Origin of the sequence: Kosakonia sp. 1610 (assembly GCF_050435845.1) — a bacterium.
Classification (GTDB): domain Bacteria; phylum Pseudomonadota; class Gammaproteobacteria; order Enterobacterales; family Enterobacteriaceae; genus Kosakonia; species Kosakonia cowanii.
In genome coordinates this window covers 718,139-735,822 of sequence record NZ_JBNDKZ010000001.1, presented here as the reverse complement: position 1 = coordinate 735,822, position 17,684 = coordinate 718,139, and the positions used below count along the sequence as shown (strand labels likewise).

The following is a 17,684-nucleotide window of genomic DNA, read 5'->3' as shown; positions in this document are numbered from 1 at the left end:
ACTACAAAGTGACAGATAGTCGCCACGCCAGCATCGCCAGAGTGATAAAGAGCACGGGCAGAGTCATGATAATGCCGGTGCGGAAGTAATATCCCCAGGTAATCGTTATATTTTTCTGGGCAAGCACATGCAGCCAGAGCAGGGTTGCCAGACTGCCAATCGGGGTGATTTTCGGGCCTAAATCGCAGCCAATCACATTGGCATAAATCATTGCCTCTTTAACGACGCCAGTCGCCGTACTCCCGTCAATCGACAGCGCGCCAATCAGCACAGTCGGCATATTGTTCATCACCGATGAAAGGAACGCGGTCAGGAAGCCGGTGCCGAACGTTGCTGCCCATAACCCCTTTTCTGCCAGCAGGTTCAGCACGTCAGACAGATACTCCGTGAGCCCTGCGTTGCGAAGGCCATAGACCACCAGGTACATGCCCAGCGAAAAAATAACGATCTGCCATGGCGCACCGCGCAGGACTTTTCCCGTGTTGATGGCATGACCTCTTTTCGCCACTATAAACAGCACTGCTGCGCCAGCAGCCGCTATCGCACTGACCGGGATCCCCAGAGGCTCCAGAACAAAGAAACCGACAAGCAGCAATAACAGGACAATCCAGCCCGCCCTGAACGTTGCCGGATCTTTTATCACACTGGCAGGCTTCTTCAGCAGCGAAACGTCATACGTCGCAGGAATGTCCCTGCGGAAGAAGAGATGCAGCATGACCAGCGTGGCCGCAATCGCTGCCACATCTACGGGGATCATAACGGAGGCATACTGCGTAAAGCTCAGACCGAAAAAGTCCGCTGAGACGATATTCACCAGGTTAGAAACAATGAGCGGCAGGCTGGCCGTATCTGCTATAAATCCTGCGGCCATCACAAAGGCCAGCGTTGTGCCCTTGCTGAATCCCATTGCAAGCAGCATCGCAATCACAATTGGCGTCAGGATCAGCGCGGCACCGTCATTGGCGAACAAAGCAGCAACAGCGGCACCGAGCAACACTATCCAGGTAAACAACAGGCGGCCACGACCGTTACCCCAGCGTGAGACGTGCAGTGCGGCCCACTGGAAGAAGCCGCACTCGTCGAGCAGCAGGCTGATGATTATGACCGCAATAAATGCCGCTGTCGCGTTCCAGATGATATTCCAGACAACGGGAATATCAGCGATATGGATGACACCGGTTACCAGCGCCAGCACAGCCCCGATACTCGCGCTCCATCCAATACTCAGGCCTCTGGGCTGCCAGATCACCAGTATCAGCGTCAGTAAAAATATACTCCCTGCCAAAAGCATCTCAGACTCCGTTATATATGATTACATAAATGTGTTCTTCTTCCTCAGCAGGAGGTGCAGGCTGATTTATCCAGCCATTTACGCAAATCCTCCCGCATACACTGCCAGGATGTCGTGATTGTCTCAGCTGCCCATGCCGGTAGGTGGGGTGACAGACGATAGTGGATCCATTTGCCTTCACGACGGTCCAGTACCAGTCCGGCCTCGCGAAGAATAGCCATATGTCGCGAGATTTTGGGCTGCGATTCGGAAATGACCGCGCAGATATCGCAGACGCACAGTTCTCCTGACTCCCGGAGAAGCATGACGATGGCGAGCCGTGTTTCATCCGACAGGATTTTGAAAAGCTGAGCAGGCTGTAGCATTTTTCACTCCGTTCCCTTTAGAATACACATATGTTAAATCATATATGTTAATTTTGAAATCATCAGCTCTCTCCGGAGGAGAAAAATGGAACCATTTCCTGCCCTGAATGCTGTGATAACCACATCGCTGAACGCCTTTACATGCAGGAGTCGCCCCGGACTCTGATCCTGTCTGGCTCAGTAAGAGATCGTTCCTGCAGCCACTTTGCCGCGAAAGAAGCTGGTCGCCTGCTGACGGCGATGGACGCGGAGGTAAAACTCTTTAACCCCTCCGGTTTACCCCTGCCGGATGATACGCCGGACACGCATTCTGAAGTCACCGAGCTGCCCGGTCTGGTCAGATGGTGTGACGGGATGGAGTTCTCTGGAACGGCACGGGGTTATGGCGCAGATTAACTGGATACCCTTGAGTGAAGGGGCAGTTCGTCCTTCGTAGGGCAAAACACTTGCGGTAATGAAGATCTGCGGCGGTTCACAGTCCTTAAATGCAGTGAACTGTATGCGCATTCCGGGCGCACCGGTCAACTGGGATCAATAAAAAAGGCCGTCTAAGCGACCTGTTTACTCTACATAAGTTTTATTTTTACTTTATACCCCTCAAGACCGGACATGGTCTCACTCGGGATAAACTCGATCTCAGAAACTTCCTTGCCTGTTTTTTTCCGTAGCTCAGTGATTTTTTTAGTAATAAGAGCAGAAATTTCTTGCTCAGCTTTACGCTCCAGTTCTTCAGGTTTCATACATACTCCTTTTTCACACTCAACCTTTTATAAATCATAGGTTATCTTCCATGAGTGCGCTCAGGAATAATCCCTCACACCACTGGTAAATCGGGAGTTGGTTGCAATGCGCACACTGCCGATGCCGTCGCCTCGTTCGCAGGACATCTGGTGTCAAGCCGGAACAGAGGCTTGCCCGATTTTTTCCTGGCATTATCACAGACACACAGTGAATGCCTGTTGTAATGCCGTAATAGTCTTTCCTCTGCCGTTAATAAAAACTTTTGAATTAGTCTTCCGCTTACGCTTGTTGTAAATGGTTTGTAGACCATACTTAGCAGGCATCTTAAATGGTGCGCAACCCGACCCAGGGAATGGCTTATGGATGAGCCACACCTTCAGAGAGAATTGAGGGAACTGAAAACAAGAAACAATGCCGTACCTCAAGTTTGCCTTTGTTCAGAAGGCTTTTTTATTTGAGAAAATAGCAAGCTCGAGCTATTTCAAAAGTTTGTTTGCAGCTTCGACGATTTCATTTGATGTAATTTCTCTGTCTGAGGCTACACAAAACTCAATATGATCGCCAGTTAGCGAATGAACTCCCGCATACATAATCTTAAGATGAGTTTCCTCACCATTCGGGTATTCACGGAGTATTGTGGTAGTGCCATCTTCAACCCTGACAACCACTACTTGCTGCCGATTGAAGAACACCATAACATTTTTCATAGGCATCCCTGAAGTTGAGAAAAGGCCATAATGAGTGGCCTTTGATTAGTATCAGCCTGAAGTCAGAATATTGATTCGCAGGAGCCACCCGAGCGATTCAAGTTTTTTGATCCGCCAATAACCACTACCTTTCTGGTGTAGGTAAGGCGGCGGTGAATTGAGTCTACAGAGTTTTAACGTTTTCACATGACAAAGGGCAAGATGATGGTGGTTATGCTGCTACCTTTGATTTTCATCACCGATTCAACTGTTTCAGCAGTTTTAACCACTGCAAGTCGTGCATGTTTCTCCCCCACAGAGGCAGCCTTTCGGTTGTTGCTATCTGCCCGGTTTACTTTTTTGGCATTATCACCCGCTGTGTTTATACGCTGTAGCTCGATTTCACGAATACCTGCGAAATGTTGTTGGCCTGCGCAAAAAAATTAATGCAGTGCGGATTTAGTAATGTCCGCTTCTGGCACTTATAGGCTCTTAAGATATGAGCCTCTGTCATGGGGTGTCAGGGGTCGGAGGTTCAAATCCTCTCGTGCCGACCAAAATTCCCCAATTAAACCAGCCTCTTACGGCTGGTTTTTTTATGCCTGAAATTTGTCTAAGGTAAAACTAAGGTAAAATGAAGGTAAAACCCCTGACCTGATTTCCCTCATTTCAGCAGCGATTTCACCTGCTATAACACCTTTGGTACGTCCTGCAGGCGCGTTGTCCAGCGGGGCGAAAGCATCTCCCGTTTCATCTGCCATTTCTTCTCGATCCCCTGCCCCGCAAAAAATAACGTACCCCGACCGTTCCGCTGGTTCACCGAATCCAGAATATCCATCAGCGCCGAGGCGTTTGCACGCGGTGCGTTGTCATCAAAGAGGTTTAGCTGCGCCACGCCCTGGCTGAAAAAGTCACCCAGGAGAATGCCTCCTTTCTGGTACCGGTGCCCGTCTTTCCAGACCGTATCGAGGCAGCGCACAGCAGCGGCCACAATATCGCGAGTGTCCTGTGTAGGGGTTAAGAGCTTTGTTCCGGCATGCTTGCCGTAATAGGGTTCATCGAGTGCAAAAGGCGAGGTTTTAACGAAAGCAGACACATACCGGCAGAACTGGTGCTCTCCGCGCAGCTTCTCTGCCGCGCGCGTGGCATAGCTCACTATTGCCTGGCGCATTTCCGTATAGTCGGTGACGCGCTGACCAAAAGACCGGCTGCAGCAGATCTCCTGCTTCGCCGGCTGAAACTCGTCGAACGCCAGGCAAGATTCGCCACGCAGCTCGCGCACCGTTCTTTCCATCACCACGCTGAAGTGTTTACGGATAAAGCGTATATCGGCATCTGCCAGCTGCAGCGCCGTTTTTATTCCCATGGCCGCCAGCTTCTTGCTAATCCGCGATCCTATTCCCCACACTTCGTTACAGGGCAGCAGCGCCATCAATTTTCGCTGGCGGGAGACGTTCGATAAATCCACAACACCGCCGGTTGCCTTCCATGTCTTCGCGGCATGATTCGCCAGCTTGGCCAGCGTTTTAGTGGGGGCGATGCCAACCCCTACATGCAGAAGCGTACGCTGATAGACTGTCTGCTTAATCTCCCGCCCGAAATCCGTCAGATCACGACAGTTACGCACCCCTGTAAGATCGCAGAAAGCCTCGTCAATGCTGTAAACCGATACGCGCGGACATATCTCTTCCAGTGTCGACATCATCCTGTAGCTCATATCGCCATAGAGCTCGTAATTAGAACTGAAGCAGACAACGCCATGACGCCGGAAAAGTTCAGCATTCTTGAAAATAGGATCGCCGGTTTTGATGCCCAGCTTTTTAGCGAGTGCTGACCGGGCAATAACGCAGCCGTCGTTGTTCGACGCCACAACCACAGGAACATGATCAAGCTCTGGCCGGAACGCCTGTTCGCACGAAGCATAAAATGAGTTGGCATCGACGAGGGCAAACATCACATCACCGGATAATCATCGAATGCCGCAGGTCGAATGATGTGGGTAACCATACCAAGCATTTCCACATCATCCAGAGCATCACCCTCTATAGCTTCGCCCTCTTCCGTGATCAACACACCGCCGCACAAGCGCGCGACCTGTCGACGGCCCATGAAAGCTATAAGCAGCATGTCGCTGGCAGCGGCTTCGGATCGTTGCTCCACAGCCAGAACGTCCGAGCCGATTTCAATGTACTGCGCCTTCGGAGACAGACCGCTGATGAAAAAAAGAGGGTGTGTCATAGTAGCCTCGCTTAATTACTGTTTAAATATACAGTATTCACAATAGGGAATGTTATCAAGGCGAAGCGGCAAAGAAATTTGTCAACAGATTGAACAGTAATCGAATTTACTAAAGTGAAATTTAAAAATCGTCTAAAATCAGTACAGTCCTGTAGCCTGCACCAGACTGGCACGGAATGTAACTGCCCCGTCGCCGGGGCTTTTTTATTGCTCCTGAGTGCCGGCAGCGCGCTGATTCCAGAGACTTGTTTCTGGCATATCAAGGCGGACATCAATCCAGCTGTTTACGGGTACGTCAATCGCAGCACCTTTTTGCACCTCGATGTCACCATCGTCGGTGAGAACATAACGCCGCTTGTAGAGCCTAATCGTCAGACCACCGCTTTCAGTCTGTTCGGCTTCAACAATCCCCATATCACCCGAACCCTGCGGGTCGCGGGGAGGGAGGAGTTGCCAGCCGGATGAAGCAAGCCCAGCAGAACCCGTAAGGGTATACACCCCCGTGTCGAGTCGGGAGACGCTGATCCCCTCAGCCTCTTCATTTGCTGTTCCACAGCCACACCAGCTGAATCCTTCTTCATCAATATCAGTGCGCTGGCAGTCTTTTTTGCTTTTTACGATGCGCGCCACCGGAGAAGCGGCCTTAAGGGTTCCGTCACTTGCTTTGCTCGTGTTTTTATCTGTGTAAACCGTGTAAACCTGAAGGGAAACCGCATCAGTAGTACCTGATGATATGCGCACTCCCTGCCCACGCTGCCCCACGCAAATATTAAAGAACGAATCGAAAGAGACCGTATAAAGGCAACATCCTCCCGCATAAGTGTGCCCGGTATCCGCATTATTTCTCCAGAATTCGGAGGCGGCTCCCGCCCTGAGGTATCCCACTACTGCAGTATCATTCCAGGTTCGTATACTTCCTTTTCCTCCGAGACCGAAATCCCCCACAGACAGCATGGCACCGGTATTGCTGTAAGCATCACGCAAAGCCGATGAGCCCAGCTGCAGATCGCTGCGCGCGGCAGCCGGAGTTCTGCCATTCAGCAGATTCAGCCATCCCTGCGAGGCGTCCTTTGCACCGGTGCCGCCCTGCTGGGCGCTAAGTGCCGTTGTCAGCCCGCCCAGGCTGGTGATGTCGGTATTAGCCCCCTTCTTTGCCAGCGACTTCTGGCCGGGAACGGTGACAGGCTGACCGTTAATGGTGATGGTCACATCTCCGCTGCCGTTCATCACATCCGCAAAACCGCCCATGTACCGCTGGTACATACTGAACGTTTCGGCAATATCCTGTGCCAGGCCATCCACGCTCAGGCTGTCACTCAGCAGAATGGCGAATTTAGTGCCAGCGGGAATAGCCGGGTTGGCTGCCGGTGATACCGTGAGGGTGGTCGCGTTACCAGTGGCTGTGATCTGGAATACCTGCACGGGGCTGGTCATGACCAGTACGGTGCAGCCATTACGGATGAGTGAGCCAGCCTGGGTGAAATTTGTGCCTGTGCCGGTCAGCGTGTTTCCGCTGACCGCGACTGAACCGGTTGTATAAATCATTTATGCTCCGGATATGGAAAAAACCGCCAAAGCGGTTCATTGATATTATGTAACGATTTTAAGTGTTAATTAAAGTCAAAGGAAAAAAGGATAATTACACTAGTCATAATTATCAGTTTTAATTGCTATTATTCCGTTGCCGTTATTAATATTCCCGACGATTGATCCAGTGTCGTTACTTGTTGTACCAGCATTTATCCTTGTGGTAGATCCATTGTAACGACAGCATGTCGAAGCAGTAACGGCTACAATCTGAGGCTGTCCTTGAACATAATATTGAACCAAAAGAGCCCCCAGATCACCTGGACAAACCGCATAACTACCGTTTAATGTTTGGTCTATATTTATTCCACCATCATTACCGGGTGTTCCAATAGTAATAATGTCACTTAACACTCTACTTTCATTGGTTAAAACTAACTGACCTTTTTCATCCCATATGGCTAATCCCCATTCAGGTAAAGACTGAGGGAATATTGCGAATATATACGCTGATAAAGAGTGTTCCTCTTTGTTTCTGTTACCTGAACTAAACCCTATAGAATCTCCATTTCTTGAAGCACCTACCACAGTTGGAAATTGAGTGTAGGAGGTTTTACAGAACACAATAGAAGGACAGGAAGAGCTTAAGGTTACGCTACCGCTTGCAACGCCTCCAGATGAATTGATTACAACTTTACGATACAGACAAAAAGGTGTTGAGTCAGGTGTTACAAAAGGGTTTCCATTTACATTAATAAACGCTCCGAATTTAGACATTAATCATTCTCCAGAAAAACAATTATTTCACACTCCGAAGCAGAATAGTTCCCATAACCAGGGCTATTTGCTGATTGAATCGTAATAGTATTTCCAGATGCAGTAACTCTACGAGCAACTCCTGTAGAACCTTTATCAAGTGCAGGAACAAAACCCACTTTGGTTCCTGCAGGTATTGCAAAAGAATACGAACCTGTAACCTGGCCTTTAGCAAGCTTAATTGTCCCAACAACTGAAACAGGTTTAAGTCCATAATTATTGGGTAAACCTTTCGCATCCCAAGTTTGTATACCCCACGCCATCAAAATGCCCCTGTTAACTTTCCGATCTGCACACGAAGCACTCCATTCTCATCTTTTACACTCTGCGTAACGTGCGTAATCTTCATTGCACCCTCTCCAGATACAGCACCGTTAAGCTCAAAACTGCCATCAGCCCTCATAATGGTTCCTGTCTTTCCAGCCACATAATTGGCGGAATACCACGATCCCACTTTGCCGAGCGTGATTGACGCGTAATTGATAAAGGCTTCGTTGATGAATGTCTGCCCGTTCTGCACAACGAACGGCAGACTGACCGTCCCGCCTGCCTGTGTCATCACAGCAAACCGATCCGCCAGAAAGAGCACCTGCGACTGCATGCCCGCCGGGGTGTTCTGCACGCCGATCCCCATACCTGCGGCGTACTGGCGCCCGTTAGCATCCACACCCACCTTGATGCTGTACATCGCATTGAGGTTGTTGTTGATATCGGCCGAAACCTGAGCATTCTGGACAATTGCCGCCTGCTGACCGTTTACCGTCACTGACAGGGAGTTGATTTTTGTCGCCGAGACCTGCGAGAAGTCAGCCATGGTTTTCGCAAAGTCGGTGGTGTTTGCCGTGCCGGCGCCGGAACTGGCATCCATCGACCTGAGCGACTCCGCGACAGCCTGGCTGGCATCGGCCATCACGTTATCAACACGCTCAATTCCCGCCTTGTTGTCACCGTACTGCACGCTGAGGCGTGTGCGATCATTAACCTGCGCCAGCGTGGTGGTGATCAGCGCGATGGAGTTGCTCTGTATTCCCCCTCTGATGTCACTGCCATCTATGCCCGCGATCTCTGCCGATATCTCCTCAAAGCGCGAGGCGGTCGAGGAGTCCAGAACCGTCACGGTCTGCGTCAGCGCTGTGACACTGGCTCTGTTCTCTTCCGTCTGCGCGGTAAGCTGATCGACAGCTGTCGCCCGGGCCTCGGTTTCGTTTGCCAGCGCCTGGCGCACTTCGGTGATGCCGGCGGCGTTCTGGTCCGTCTTCGCCTCAAGGCGGATCACATCGGTAACACGCGCCTCGGTTTCAGTGGCGATCACCTCGCGCAGCTGCTCGAATTTCGCGGAGTTAGCACCCTGCTGGGCTGACTGGCGCACGACGACATCCGCGATCGCCAGGGCATTACCGATAATGGCTTCCGCCATCTGCTTATTCGACCCGACAGCCGCGGCCAGACCTGCCGCATTCTCCCGCACCGCTTCAGCCAGTTCCGCAACCTTCGCGCTGCTTTCAACAGCATTTTCGATGAGATCCTTGAACAGTTCGGTATCCTTGATCTGCTCAAGCACTGCCTCTGTAATGTCCGTGACATCGGTGCTGGACTGGCCGCGTACCCAGTCGGTATACCCGGATTCGTTGCCGGTACGGTCCACCAGCTGCGCGCGGTACCAGAAAACCTGTCCGGCCTTGAGTCCCATCTGCTGATACCTGCGAAGCGGATAAGGCACGTCGGCCAGCAGCATGGCGTCGTCGGCACTGTCGGTCAGGCTGTACTGAATTTCCGTTTTCAGCGTGTCGTCCGTGCCCGCCGGGAAGCCCCAGTTCAGTTCAATACCAAACACCACATTTTCGGAGGCGGTAAAGCCCAGCGGTTTCGGGGGATTGCCCACTTTCCCGGTGAGAGTGACTTCTGCTGATGTCACCCATATGGACGAGACATCGCTGGCGTTCACTGCCCGCACCCGCACCAGATAACGCCCGGCGTAGATGCCCGGCACCTCGAATCCCTGAGAGGAGGTGCGGGGCACACTCACCCAGTTGCCGCTGTCACGTCGCCACTCGGCTTCGTAGGCGATTGCCCCTTTAACAGAATCCCAGGCAACACGCATGGTGGTGATTGCTATGTTCTGGCTGACCGTCGAATAGCTGTCGACAACGATGTTTTCCGGCGGTGCCTGCACACCGGGCGGAATGACGCTGACCGGCCTTTCATCGAGCCGGGCACCCGTATCGACTGCGGGGAAAATATCCGGATTATAGGTCGCACCGGTCACCTCAAACGTGCCGTCATCGTTGTCGCGGGTGCCGGTTACACGAAAGAGCGCGATAAACAGATCGTCAGCATCCACACCCCAGCAGCACTCCGCCTCAGGCGGTTCGCTGTAGGCCGTGGTGACCGTGACAACATTGCCCTTCACTGCCTGCACGGTCCGGGCCTGCGCCACACCTGACGGCAGGTTGAGAAATAGCCGGTTGCCTGCTCTGACATCTGCGGCACGATCGAGCGTGATATTACGACCGTTCACCGCGCTGACCCTGCCGCCAATCACCCTGCCGGCCAGCTCGTTTGCAGCCACGCCGATCACCTCCCCTACAGCGGGAACATCCATACCCGTGCTGAAGGTCACCACCTCACCGATACCGTTCGTGAGCAGCGCCCAGCGCCCGCGCCGGTTAGCCTCTGACTGCCGGGTGCAGCCGATGGCCGTCATTTCGAGCTGGCTGTAATCGAAGCGCATCGCCAGGTCTTTGTCATAAACGACTTCAGGTGTGTCTTTGTAGTGATTCGCCGGATCGGACCAGTTAACCAGCGCGGCGGTGTTGCGGGTGGTTTCGCTCGGATCGGCGAAGGTAAACTTACCGTCGACCACACTGGCGTGGTTGTAGATGTGCGCCACATCGCGCGGCATATCGGCCAGCACATACAGCTTGTTGTCGCCCCAGTAGGTCATACCACGGAAGATTCCGGCCAGGTCACGCAGCACCGTCCAGGCGTCATTGCGCTCCTGGATGTAGACATTACACCGGAAGCGCGGCTCCTTACCGCTTCCGCCTTTGCCATCCGGTACCGGCTGATCGCAGTACTGCGCGATGCGGTACAGCTCCCATCTGTCAATCTGGGTCGCATCAATCCTCTGGCCAAGCCCGAACCGCTCGTTCAGCACGATGTCGTAATAAATCCACGCCGGGTTATCTGTCCATGCCCATTTGAACCCGCCTTCCCAGGTGCCGGAATAGGTGCGCGTTTCCGGATCGTAGGTATCAGGCACGCGAATAATTCGCCCCTTCGGATTGCACACCACCTGCGGAATGCCATTCGGGAACTGCTTCGCATCGAATTCAATGTAGAGCAGCGCCGTGTTGGGGTAACGCAGCTTCGCATCGATGATCTCGGTGACCGCCTCAACACGCATACTGTCCACAACATTTACTGTCGTTGAGTCTGGCGTTATCCGGCGCACGCGCAACTGCCAGCCGGTGGCGGCTTTTGGCAGGTCGATACGGTGACTGCGCTCATAGAGGGTGGTGGTCTTGTCATCGACAGCACCCTTAACCACGGGCGTGTATGCACCACCGTCGACTGAAAGCTCTATCGCATACTCAACGCGCGTGCCCACTTTATCGCCGTTATCTTTCTGGTTCAGCAGCGAGGGCCATCCCAGGCGGATGCGCAGGGCTGAAAGCTGGGTATTGGAAACAGAGCGGACATACGGCACGGCAGCTTTGAGTTCGTAGGCGACCTGCAGCTCATTCTCAACGCCCGGAAATCCCTGAATATAGCTCTGGTCCTGAGTACCGGAGCGGAACTCATATTTTACGTTGTTGAAGTTGTAACTGCCGTCGGCATTCTGCAACGGGGTATACGATGACGCATCGCCAAGATAAATGCTGCGCCCGTCCAGCCCGCCGGCGAACTCCCCTTCGCCGAGCGCGACGAGGATTTTCGCTCTGGCTATGGACTGAATACTGTCCGGGGCTTCCACAGGGGTGCGGGTCTTGGTGCCACCGCCCTTGCGCCCTTTAATCGCTGTGTTCGTCATATCACGCCCATAAAAAAACCGCCCGCAGGCGGCTTAAAGTAATCACGTACCGGCTTACTGCTGATCTTCCGCGTAAATACCGGCTGAAATGATAGCGCCCCCGATCTCACGCTGGCCGTAGAGCAGAGGTACAGGGTTGCCGCTGGCGGTGGTGTTGACCGGGCCGCCGAACGCATAGCTTGGCTTGTTGTCAGGATCCTGACGCATCCTCATCCCCGCCACCTGCGGCGACAGCAACTGAACCACGCCCCCCAGCGCCATTGATGCACCGACCAGCGCAACATTCAGCGCGACCCCTTTACCGATGAGCCCGGCTCCGGCAGGGCCAAGGGCGATACCCCCGGCAATCAGGGCAGCACCGAGCACCGCCTGGAAGATGCCGGCACGCTTGCTGCCGCGGATCACCGGGATAATGCGCAGCTCATCGCCGGGGCCCAGAAGCGAAAACTCTTCCTGGCTGATATTGCGGCGATCGCGGAAGATGACGAAGTCGAGTCCTCTGGCGCGCGCCTCGCGGAGATAATCCTCAAAGCCGTCAACCGTACTGGACAACGCCCTGAAAACCTCGCTGGCAGAAGACAGCGCGCGACGGTGCGTGCGCCCGAAGCGCTGCGCCATCGATCCGCTCAGTTTGATAACGGTTCGTTTTTCCATCACATCAGGTCCTTGTACCGTAAAACTTTAATGGTCCGGTCACGGTAATAGCCGCCATACGGGATGCGCTGGCTGAGCTGCCCGTACAGGTGGTGCAGCAGCATGTTACCTTCCAGCAGGACGCCGGCATGATTTGGCACGCTGGCCTGCACCTGCATGATGACCATATCGCCGGGCCGGGATGGACCGTCAAATTCCCTGAAACCGCAAGCGTACCAGTTATCCATATAGAGGTTTTCGCCCTCCTCCCACCAGTGGCGATCGACGCTGTAGTCGGGCAGCGCGATACCGTGTTCAGTGCGGAAGTAATCCCGGATAAGGGACCAGCAGTCAGCATGCCCGAGAACAAACTGACGCCCGGTCAGCGGGCGATCGCCGCGCGGCATGATGGTGCGGATATCGCCTTCAGGCCATGACGCGATCACCCACGGTACTTCGGTCGCGTCGCACATCAGCATGTCGAGCTCGCTCGGCTGCGTCGTGGCACCGTCGCCGGGGTGGCTGTGCACCACGGCAACCACCGTGCCCTGCTCTTCGGCTGCCGCGTAATCTTCCGGCGAAAGCTCAAACTGCTCCTCCGGGGAGGTGGCCAGATTCCGGCAGGCGACATACTTCTCAACCCGTCCCTTCTGGATCACCACACCGCAGCATTCAGCCGGGAACGCCTGCGCCGCATGCGCCAGAATCGCGCTGATTGTCTTGTCCCGCATATTACCCCCTCAGAAGTGACGCGCCTGGCATCCCGCCAAAATCGAGCTCGTTGTTGGCGCCGAACCGCGGCTTGCACCCGGTGGACAGCAGTCCTGAGCACACATCTTTCGAAGGATCGTCGACCGGGTTTCCGTCCTTATCAAACCAGCCATTCTGACCGGCATAGGTACAGCCGTTCCCGGTTTTGTACCACCCGCGCATGCACCAGGTACACATGGGCTGGATCTGCCTCGTGGGGATGAGCTGTCCGCGCAGGTCTGCCGGGCTGGAAAGCTCAAACTCCACGGTTTCATCATCCGAACTGGATTTACGGTCGATGTAATAGACCTGCCTGCGCTCCTCATTCGGGTTAGCGGCAGGATTGCCACCGGCGAAGTTGCGGGCATCAAGGTAATGAGCGAAGGTCTCGTGGATAATCACTTTCGCCTTAGCCATCCCCTGAAAGCGGCGACAGAGCGCGCCAATGGTGCCGCTGATATTTGCCACGGTCAGTGTCGGGCGGGCGCTCTGCCCGTCGCTGCTGACGGACAGGCCGGTCAGTTCAAAGGGCCACGCACCATACTCCAGCCCCTGCCACCAGACAGACTTCGGCGGAAGCTTTGACGCATCGCCGCCGGCGGCAGCGATCTCGGCCTCTGAATGAGGGATGGTTTCGTTATGAAACCGCAGAATACCGGCACCGAAAGCTTCACCGTCGACCTCGATAAGGCGGACGCGGCTGCCCGGCTCCAGTTTCTGGACATCAGATGAAATACTCATGGATGGTATGCCTGAATGAATGTGGTACTGAGGGTGTATTTGTCGTTGCCGTGGGTGGCTATCTGGAGGGATTCAGATCGCCATAACCCTGCGGGCTCCAGGGGCGGCTTCCAGATGAAGGACTTCCAGCCGGCATGCCGCTTCAGAAACGCCTTTATGGCCTGGACATACGCTTCATCGCCGGTAAAACTCACGCTCCATTGCGATGTGACCGGATTGATGCCGTCCCCGGCCACCTGTGCATAATTATCCCCGAACTGCGCTTTACGGGTGCGGAAACTGGTATCATCCTGCGCCGCCACCTTCGGGCACCAGGAGAAGGTCTCAACTGCCATATCACGCTCCTTTTAAAAGCCGCCATAACGGGGATCCGGGCATGCTGGCCTGCTCATTAATCACCGTCACGATTGCATCCTTGAGTTGCCTGCCGGCAGTTGCGGCTGCTCCCTGCCCTGCCGTGGACTGCGCACCGCCGTTGATGTTGATATCGCCAAACGACACGGACGGGCCACCGCCGGAAAACTGCGGCGCGCCGACTGCGCGAACACCGAGCGAACCATCCGCCGCGCGCGTGAGCGGCATAATCGCCTCCGGACCTGCCTCACCAAACACGCCGGCACCTTTCGCAAAGGCAAACAGCTGCGGGGTCTGGTAGACACCACCGCTGTATGCGCTGAGAGACGGTGAGTCGTAGACATTGCCTTTGGCATTAAAGGTGAAGTTTGAGGCAGCGCTCTGAATTGCCGTCCCGCTGCTGGCCGTTGCCGCAGATGAGGCGCCAAAGCTGAAGAGTGAGCCGAGAGAACTCGCGGCATTCGCGACCATCATATTAACGAGAACGGTCTCGATAATTTTCAGTACGTTCATGCCCCAGTCTTTCCAGCTGTCGAGATTGCCATTGAGCATGTCGGTGATGGTGGTCACCGCCCCGCCCATGGCCTGCTTCATGCCGTCGGCAGCCATCGCGGAATAGTCCGTTGCCTCGTCCACCCAGTTCGCATAGCCCTCAGACATGCCTGTCAACCAGTCACCGCGCTGCGCATCGGAAGCGGTGTAATACCCCTCCTGGTCGCGCAGCCGCTCTTCCAGATAGCGTTTGTTAAGTGCCAGCCCCTGCTGGTAGAAGGTTTCGTCAATGTCCCCGGCCTGCCGCTGCCGGAGCAAATCGGTATTCTTCTGCTCAAACTCCTTGCGGATATTAAACTGCTCCTGCATCCGCTCACGGAACCGGGTGCCCTGACCGTAACCAATGAGCTGCGCATCATTCGCCGCCCTGGCGCTGGCGTTGCTGTCAGCCAGATTCGCCTCGTAATTACGCAGCTGCTCACGCAGTTTTACCTGATCGATTAATGCGGCGTTGCGCATCAGTTCAGCCTTCTGCGCCTTGTCCAGCGTGGAGAGCTCACCTTCAACCACCTGGTATTTCACCCTGGCAAGTTCGGTGCTCTGGCCCTGCAGGGCGATCTGCTCCTTCTGCTGCTTAATCATCCTTTTATAAGCATCAGCGGCCTTTTCTTCGTCCGTCTTTGGCCCTTTGGGCTGCTTCTTGTTGGCCTCGTTATTGCGCCACTCTTCAAGCCCGTTATTGATGTACTCAAGCCGGTTGGTCTGGAATTGCGGATCAGCCGTCAGACCGAGTTCATCAGCAGCATAGCCAAGCCGTGCGCGCTCTTTTGCCTCGCCTTTCAGGCGGGACAGGGCCAGCTCGCGGCGGCTTTTTTCGAGCGCTTCAGTCTGTTTCTGCGAGGCTTCTGCCTGAGGAACACGAAGGGGTGCCAGGGTCATTCCCTGACGGGCCATCAATAGCTGATTGCCAAGCCCGAGCAACTGGTTAAATTGTTGATGCTGACCGTTCATCATCAGCAGAGACTGATACGCAGCATTCTGACGCCAGGCCTGTTCACGTATTAAATCATTTCGGCGGCGATCAATCCCTTCCAGCACTTGCTGAATACTGGTTGATTTCTCCCGCATCAAATTAAGCTTATTTTCTTCAACGGTTAATTGGTCGGTAAGAATGGCGAGCGCTCTAACTATATTCAGATCATTGTCTTTAGTAATTCCGGGCTGAGCGCGTACCTTATTCAGATCATCGATTTGTCTTTTTACCGCTGAAATAGCTTTTTGCTGCTCTCCAATTAAGCGATTTTCCTCAACTAGCGCATCAATAGTTTTACCGCGATTTTCATCTGCTTCAGGCAAACTCATTGCTCGCGTTTTTTGGCTCACCTGATCAATAGTTCTGGCATATTCCTGTGCCGACTGCCGGGCCTGCTCCTGAGACTGATACATTGCATACCAGGCTCCCGCACCGAGCATGACGAGCCCCGGAACACCGCCTATCAGGCCAAGCGCGCGCCCCATCAGTCTGGTTCCTACAGAGGTGACGCTATTCAAGTTATTTTGAGTACTAACGCGGTTAGCTATATTACGATCTCGCGCCGCCTCAGCGCTTGCGAGGCGTCTTTCCGCAGCTGTCTGCGCATCATTATTTCTGATTACAGCAAGTCCAGAACGAGCTCTTTCAAGCGCAGCTCTGGCTCTTACTCTCTCCGCAGCCGTTCCGCTAGCGATAGCAGTCGTTAAACGTGACTCAGCGGCAGTAACTCGGGCTTCAGCAGCAGCTATTTTTTCCTGCTGCGCTGCCTGAACATCAGCGCTCTTTGCTCTCTGTAAGCCTTGCTGCGCCCGATAGACATCAGCCCTTGAGGCAGCCACAGCAGACTGGGCCGCTTTGTCCTGTGCTACAGCTAGGGCAACTTCTGATTTTGCGGCAGAGATCAGTGCAGAAGTTGCGCTTGTAGCGCTTGTGACAATACCACCTAAATATTTCGCAAGTCCCACACCAATCAAACCACCAGCGACGGTAGTGATAGTGGACATATTATCAGCAACATCATTCAGCGCCCCACTGACTGCTGACGACGTTAATGAATCAAGCGTACCTGCGACACCATTAAGGCCGCCCGATAAAGCCTGAGTTGCACCCGTTGCCTGATTGATACCGCCAACCCATGCCATGAAGGAGTTTGTCACTTTTTGCAGGGAGCCTGATACGGTTTCAGGCATGGAGCCAAATTCGCTCTGCAGGGTTCCAAGCTGGCTCACTAATGCGGGGACAACCTTGTCAATCGTTAATTTCCCCTGATCTGCCATCCCCTTGAGGTCTTTTCTGGCAACGCCCATTCCAGCAGCGAGAGCGCGAATGACCCGATCACCCGCCTCGTTCACAGCGTTAAACTCTTCCCCCCTCAGAACACCCTGCGCCAGTGCCTGGCTAAACTGGGTGATTACTGAACCAGCCTCCGCAGTACTGGCGCCAGAGAGCTTGAGACCCGTGCTTACTGCCTCAGTTACCTTCAAAACTTCATCTGAGCTGTAGCCGAATTCACGCATTGAAGCGGCGGCACGCGCAAAAAGGGCAGCATTATCAGAAAATGCGGTGCCGGTTCGCTGGCTGATCTCCATCAACTGCCGCTGCGATATCGCAAAATCGTCAGCTGATGAGGATGCCTGTTGAAGGCGAGCATTAACTGAGTTCCATTCATCTGCAATCTGGACGATTTTACCCGTTGCAAAAGCAGCGGCTGCTGCAGCGGCGGCTTTACCTGCAGAGGCAAATCCATCAGTGAGATCTGACAATGCCCTTTCACTTTCTTTAGCGGCAGCTGCGGCTTGCCGCCCTCCGTTTTGCATTGTTCGATAGTAATCTGCACCCATGCGCGAAGCTCGGGTGATCTCAGACTGGAATGAACTGGAATCAGCAGAAATTTTTATAATTAGCTCGCGCAGGGTTGCCACTATTGACTCTCCATAAATAAAAAAACCTGCCGCAGCAGGTTTTATAGTTGATAATAAGTACT

At 53.9% G+C, this 17,684-nt stretch carries 15 protein-coding genes and 1 pseudogene; 1 reads left to right on the top strand and 15 read right to left on the bottom strand.

Annotation, left to right across the window (positions count from 1 at the left end):
• Nucleotide 1: 1 nt before the first annotated feature.
• Together ABIC80_RS03515 and ABIC80_RS03510 are read right to left on the bottom strand one after the other, a co-directional pair.
• Nucleotides 2-1,291 carry an arsenic transporter gene (locus tag ABIC80_RS03515; protein WP_312277176.1) on the bottom strand — a complete coding sequence of 430 codons (1,290 nt, stop codon included), beginning with the start codon at nt 1,289-1,291 and terminating at the stop codon, nt 2-4.
• Between the two features lie 44 nt (nt 1,292-1,335).
• Nucleotides 1,336-1,656 carry a metalloregulator ArsR/SmtB family transcription factor gene (locus ABIC80_RS03510; protein WP_429175522.1) on the bottom strand — a complete coding sequence of 107 codons (321 nt, stop codon included), beginning with the start codon at nt 1,654-1,656 and terminating at the stop codon, nt 1,336-1,338.
• A gap of 93 nt (nt 1,657-1,749) precedes the next feature.
• Between ABIC80_RS03510 and ABIC80_RS03505 the strand changes: the two are divergent.
• Nucleotides 1,750-2,170: pseudogene (locus ABIC80_RS03505) on the top strand (NADPH-dependent FMN reductase); the annotation flags it as partial.
• Nucleotides 2,171-2,222: 52 nt separating this feature from the next.
• Here the strand turns inward: ABIC80_RS03505 and ABIC80_RS03500 are convergent.
• The 13 genes from ABIC80_RS03500 to ABIC80_RS03440 form a co-directional block, all read right to left on the bottom strand.
• The gene (locus ABIC80_RS03500; RefSeq protein ID WP_124968017.1) at nt 2,223-2,396 is read right to left on the bottom strand and encodes a GnsA/GnsB family addiction module toxin; all 174 of its coding nucleotides are present in this window, start codon (nt 2,394-2,396) and stop codon (nt 2,223-2,225) included.
• A 477-nt stretch (nt 2,397-2,873) separates the two neighbouring features.
• Nucleotides 2,874-3,104 carry a hypothetical protein gene (locus tag ABIC80_RS03495; protein WP_124968016.1) on the bottom strand — a complete coding sequence of 77 codons (231 nt, stop codon included), beginning with the start codon at nt 3,102-3,104 and terminating at the stop codon, nt 2,874-2,876.
• Nucleotides 3,105-3,771: 667 nt separating this feature from the next.
• Nucleotides 3,772-5,037, bottom strand: a complete 1,266-nt coding sequence (umuC, locus tag ABIC80_RS03490) for a translesion error-prone DNA polymerase V subunit UmuC (RefSeq protein WP_429175519.1) — start codon at nt 5,035-5,037, stop codon at nt 3,772-3,774.
• Entirely contained in the window at nt 5,037-5,321 is a 285-nt protein-coding gene (locus ABIC80_RS03485; RefSeq protein ID WP_429175517.1) for a hypothetical protein, read from the bottom strand. Before ABIC80_RS03485 ends, umuC begins: the two co-directional genes overlap by 1 nt.
• Nucleotides 5,322-5,525: 204 nt before the next feature.
• On the bottom strand, nt 5,526-6,866 hold the full coding sequence (locus ABIC80_RS03480) for a phage tail protein (RefSeq protein ID WP_429175515.1): 1,341 nt from the start codon (nt 6,864-6,866) through the stop codon (nt 5,526-5,528).
• Nucleotides 6,867-6,965: 99 nt separating this feature from the next.
• A complete protein-coding gene (locus ABIC80_RS03475) occupies nt 6,966-7,625 on the bottom strand; it encodes a hypothetical protein (protein ID WP_429175514.1) in 660 nt (219 codons plus the stop codon).
• Nucleotides 7,625-7,927 carry a hypothetical protein gene (locus tag ABIC80_RS03470; RefSeq protein ID WP_429175512.1) on the bottom strand — a complete coding sequence of 101 codons (303 nt, stop codon included), beginning with the start codon at nt 7,925-7,927 and terminating at the stop codon, nt 7,625-7,627. The genes ABIC80_RS03475 and ABIC80_RS03470 overlap by 1 nt, the downstream gene beginning before the upstream one ends.
• Nucleotides 7,927-11,697, bottom strand: a complete 3,771-nt coding sequence (locus tag ABIC80_RS03465; RefSeq protein WP_429175509.1) for a phage tail protein — start codon at nt 11,695-11,697, stop codon at nt 7,927-7,929. Before ABIC80_RS03465 ends, ABIC80_RS03470 begins: the two co-directional genes overlap by 1 nt.
• Nucleotides 11,698-11,751: 54 nt before the next feature.
• Nucleotides 11,752-12,351 (bottom strand): tail assembly protein, encoded by a 600-nt coding sequence (locus ABIC80_RS03460; RefSeq protein WP_429175508.1) that lies wholly within the window; start codon nt 12,349-12,351, stop codon nt 11,752-11,754.
• The gene (locus tag ABIC80_RS03455; RefSeq protein WP_429175505.1) at nt 12,351-13,061 is read right to left on the bottom strand and encodes a C40 family peptidase; all 711 of its coding nucleotides are present in this window, start codon (nt 13,059-13,061) and stop codon (nt 12,351-12,353) included. The genes ABIC80_RS03460 and ABIC80_RS03455 overlap by 1 nt, the downstream gene beginning before the upstream one ends.
• A gap of 1 nt (nt 13,062) precedes the next feature.
• Nucleotides 13,063-13,821 carry a phage minor tail protein L gene (locus ABIC80_RS03450; RefSeq protein ID WP_429175503.1) on the bottom strand — a complete coding sequence of 253 codons (759 nt, stop codon included), beginning with the start codon at nt 13,819-13,821 and terminating at the stop codon, nt 13,063-13,065.
• On the bottom strand, nt 13,818-14,156 hold the full coding sequence (locus ABIC80_RS03445; protein ID WP_429175500.1) for a phage tail protein: 339 nt from the start codon (nt 14,154-14,156) through the stop codon (nt 13,818-13,820). Before ABIC80_RS03445 ends, ABIC80_RS03450 begins: the two co-directional genes overlap by 4 nt.
• 1 nt (nt 14,157) lies before the next feature.
• The gene (locus ABIC80_RS03440; RefSeq protein WP_429175498.1) at nt 14,158-17,622 is read right to left on the bottom strand and encodes a phage tail tape measure protein; all 3,465 of its coding nucleotides are present in this window, start codon (nt 17,620-17,622) and stop codon (nt 14,158-14,160) included.
• Between the last annotated feature and the right edge of the window lie 62 nt (nt 17,623-17,684).

Excerpts from the sequence above, each read along its gene's own strand:
- ABIC80_RS03455 (WP_429175505.1), bottom strand. The coding sequence starts at position 13,061 with ATGCGGGACAAGACAATCAGCGCGATTCTGGCGCATGCGGCGCAGGCG.
- ABIC80_RS03470 (WP_429175512.1), bottom strand. The coding sequence starts at position 7,927 with ATGGCGTGGGGTATACAAACTTGGGATGCGAAAGGTTTACCCAATAAT.
- umuC (WP_429175519.1), bottom strand. The coding sequence starts at position 5,037 with ATGTTTGCCCTCGTCGATGCCAACTCATTTTATGCTTCGTGCGAACAG.
- ABIC80_RS03480 (WP_429175515.1), bottom strand. The coding sequence starts at position 6,866 with ATGATTTATACAACCGGTTCAGTCGCGGTCAGCGGAAACACGCTGACC.
- ABIC80_RS03500 (WP_124968017.1), bottom strand. The coding sequence starts at position 2,396 with ATGAAACCTGAAGAACTGGAGCGTAAAGCTGAGCAAGAAATTTCTGCT.
- ABIC80_RS03485 (WP_429175517.1), bottom strand. The coding sequence starts at position 5,321 with ATGACACACCCTCTTTTTTTCATCAGCGGTCTGTCTCCGAAGGCGCAG.
- ABIC80_RS03465 (WP_429175509.1), bottom strand. The coding sequence starts at position 11,697 with ATGACGAACACAGCGATTAAAGGGCGCAAGGGCGGTGGCACCAAGACC.
- ABIC80_RS03475 (WP_429175514.1), bottom strand. The coding sequence starts at position 7,625 with ATGTCTAAATTCGGAGCGTTTATTAATGTAAATGGAAACCCTTTTGTA.
- ABIC80_RS03445 (WP_429175500.1), bottom strand. The coding sequence starts at position 14,156 with ATGGCAGTTGAGACCTTCTCCTGGTGCCCGAAGGTGGCGGCGCAGGAT.
- ABIC80_RS03460 (WP_429175508.1), bottom strand. The coding sequence starts at position 12,351 with ATGGAAAAACGAACCGTTATCAAACTGAGCGGATCGATGGCGCAGCGC.
- ABIC80_RS03450 (WP_429175503.1), bottom strand. The coding sequence starts at position 13,821 with ATGAGTATTTCATCTGATGTCCAGAAACTGGAGCCGGGCAGCCGCGTC.
- ABIC80_RS03495 (WP_124968016.1), bottom strand. The coding sequence starts at position 3,104 with ATGAAAAATGTTATGGTGTTCTTCAATCGGCAGCAAGTAGTGGTTGTC.
- ABIC80_RS03510 (WP_429175522.1), bottom strand. The coding sequence starts at position 1,656 with ATGCTACAGCCTGCTCAGCTTTTCAAAATCCTGTCGGATGAAACACGG.
- ABIC80_RS03515 (WP_312277176.1), bottom strand. The coding sequence starts at position 1,291 with ATGCTTTTGGCAGGGAGTATATTTTTACTGACGCTGATACTGGTGATC.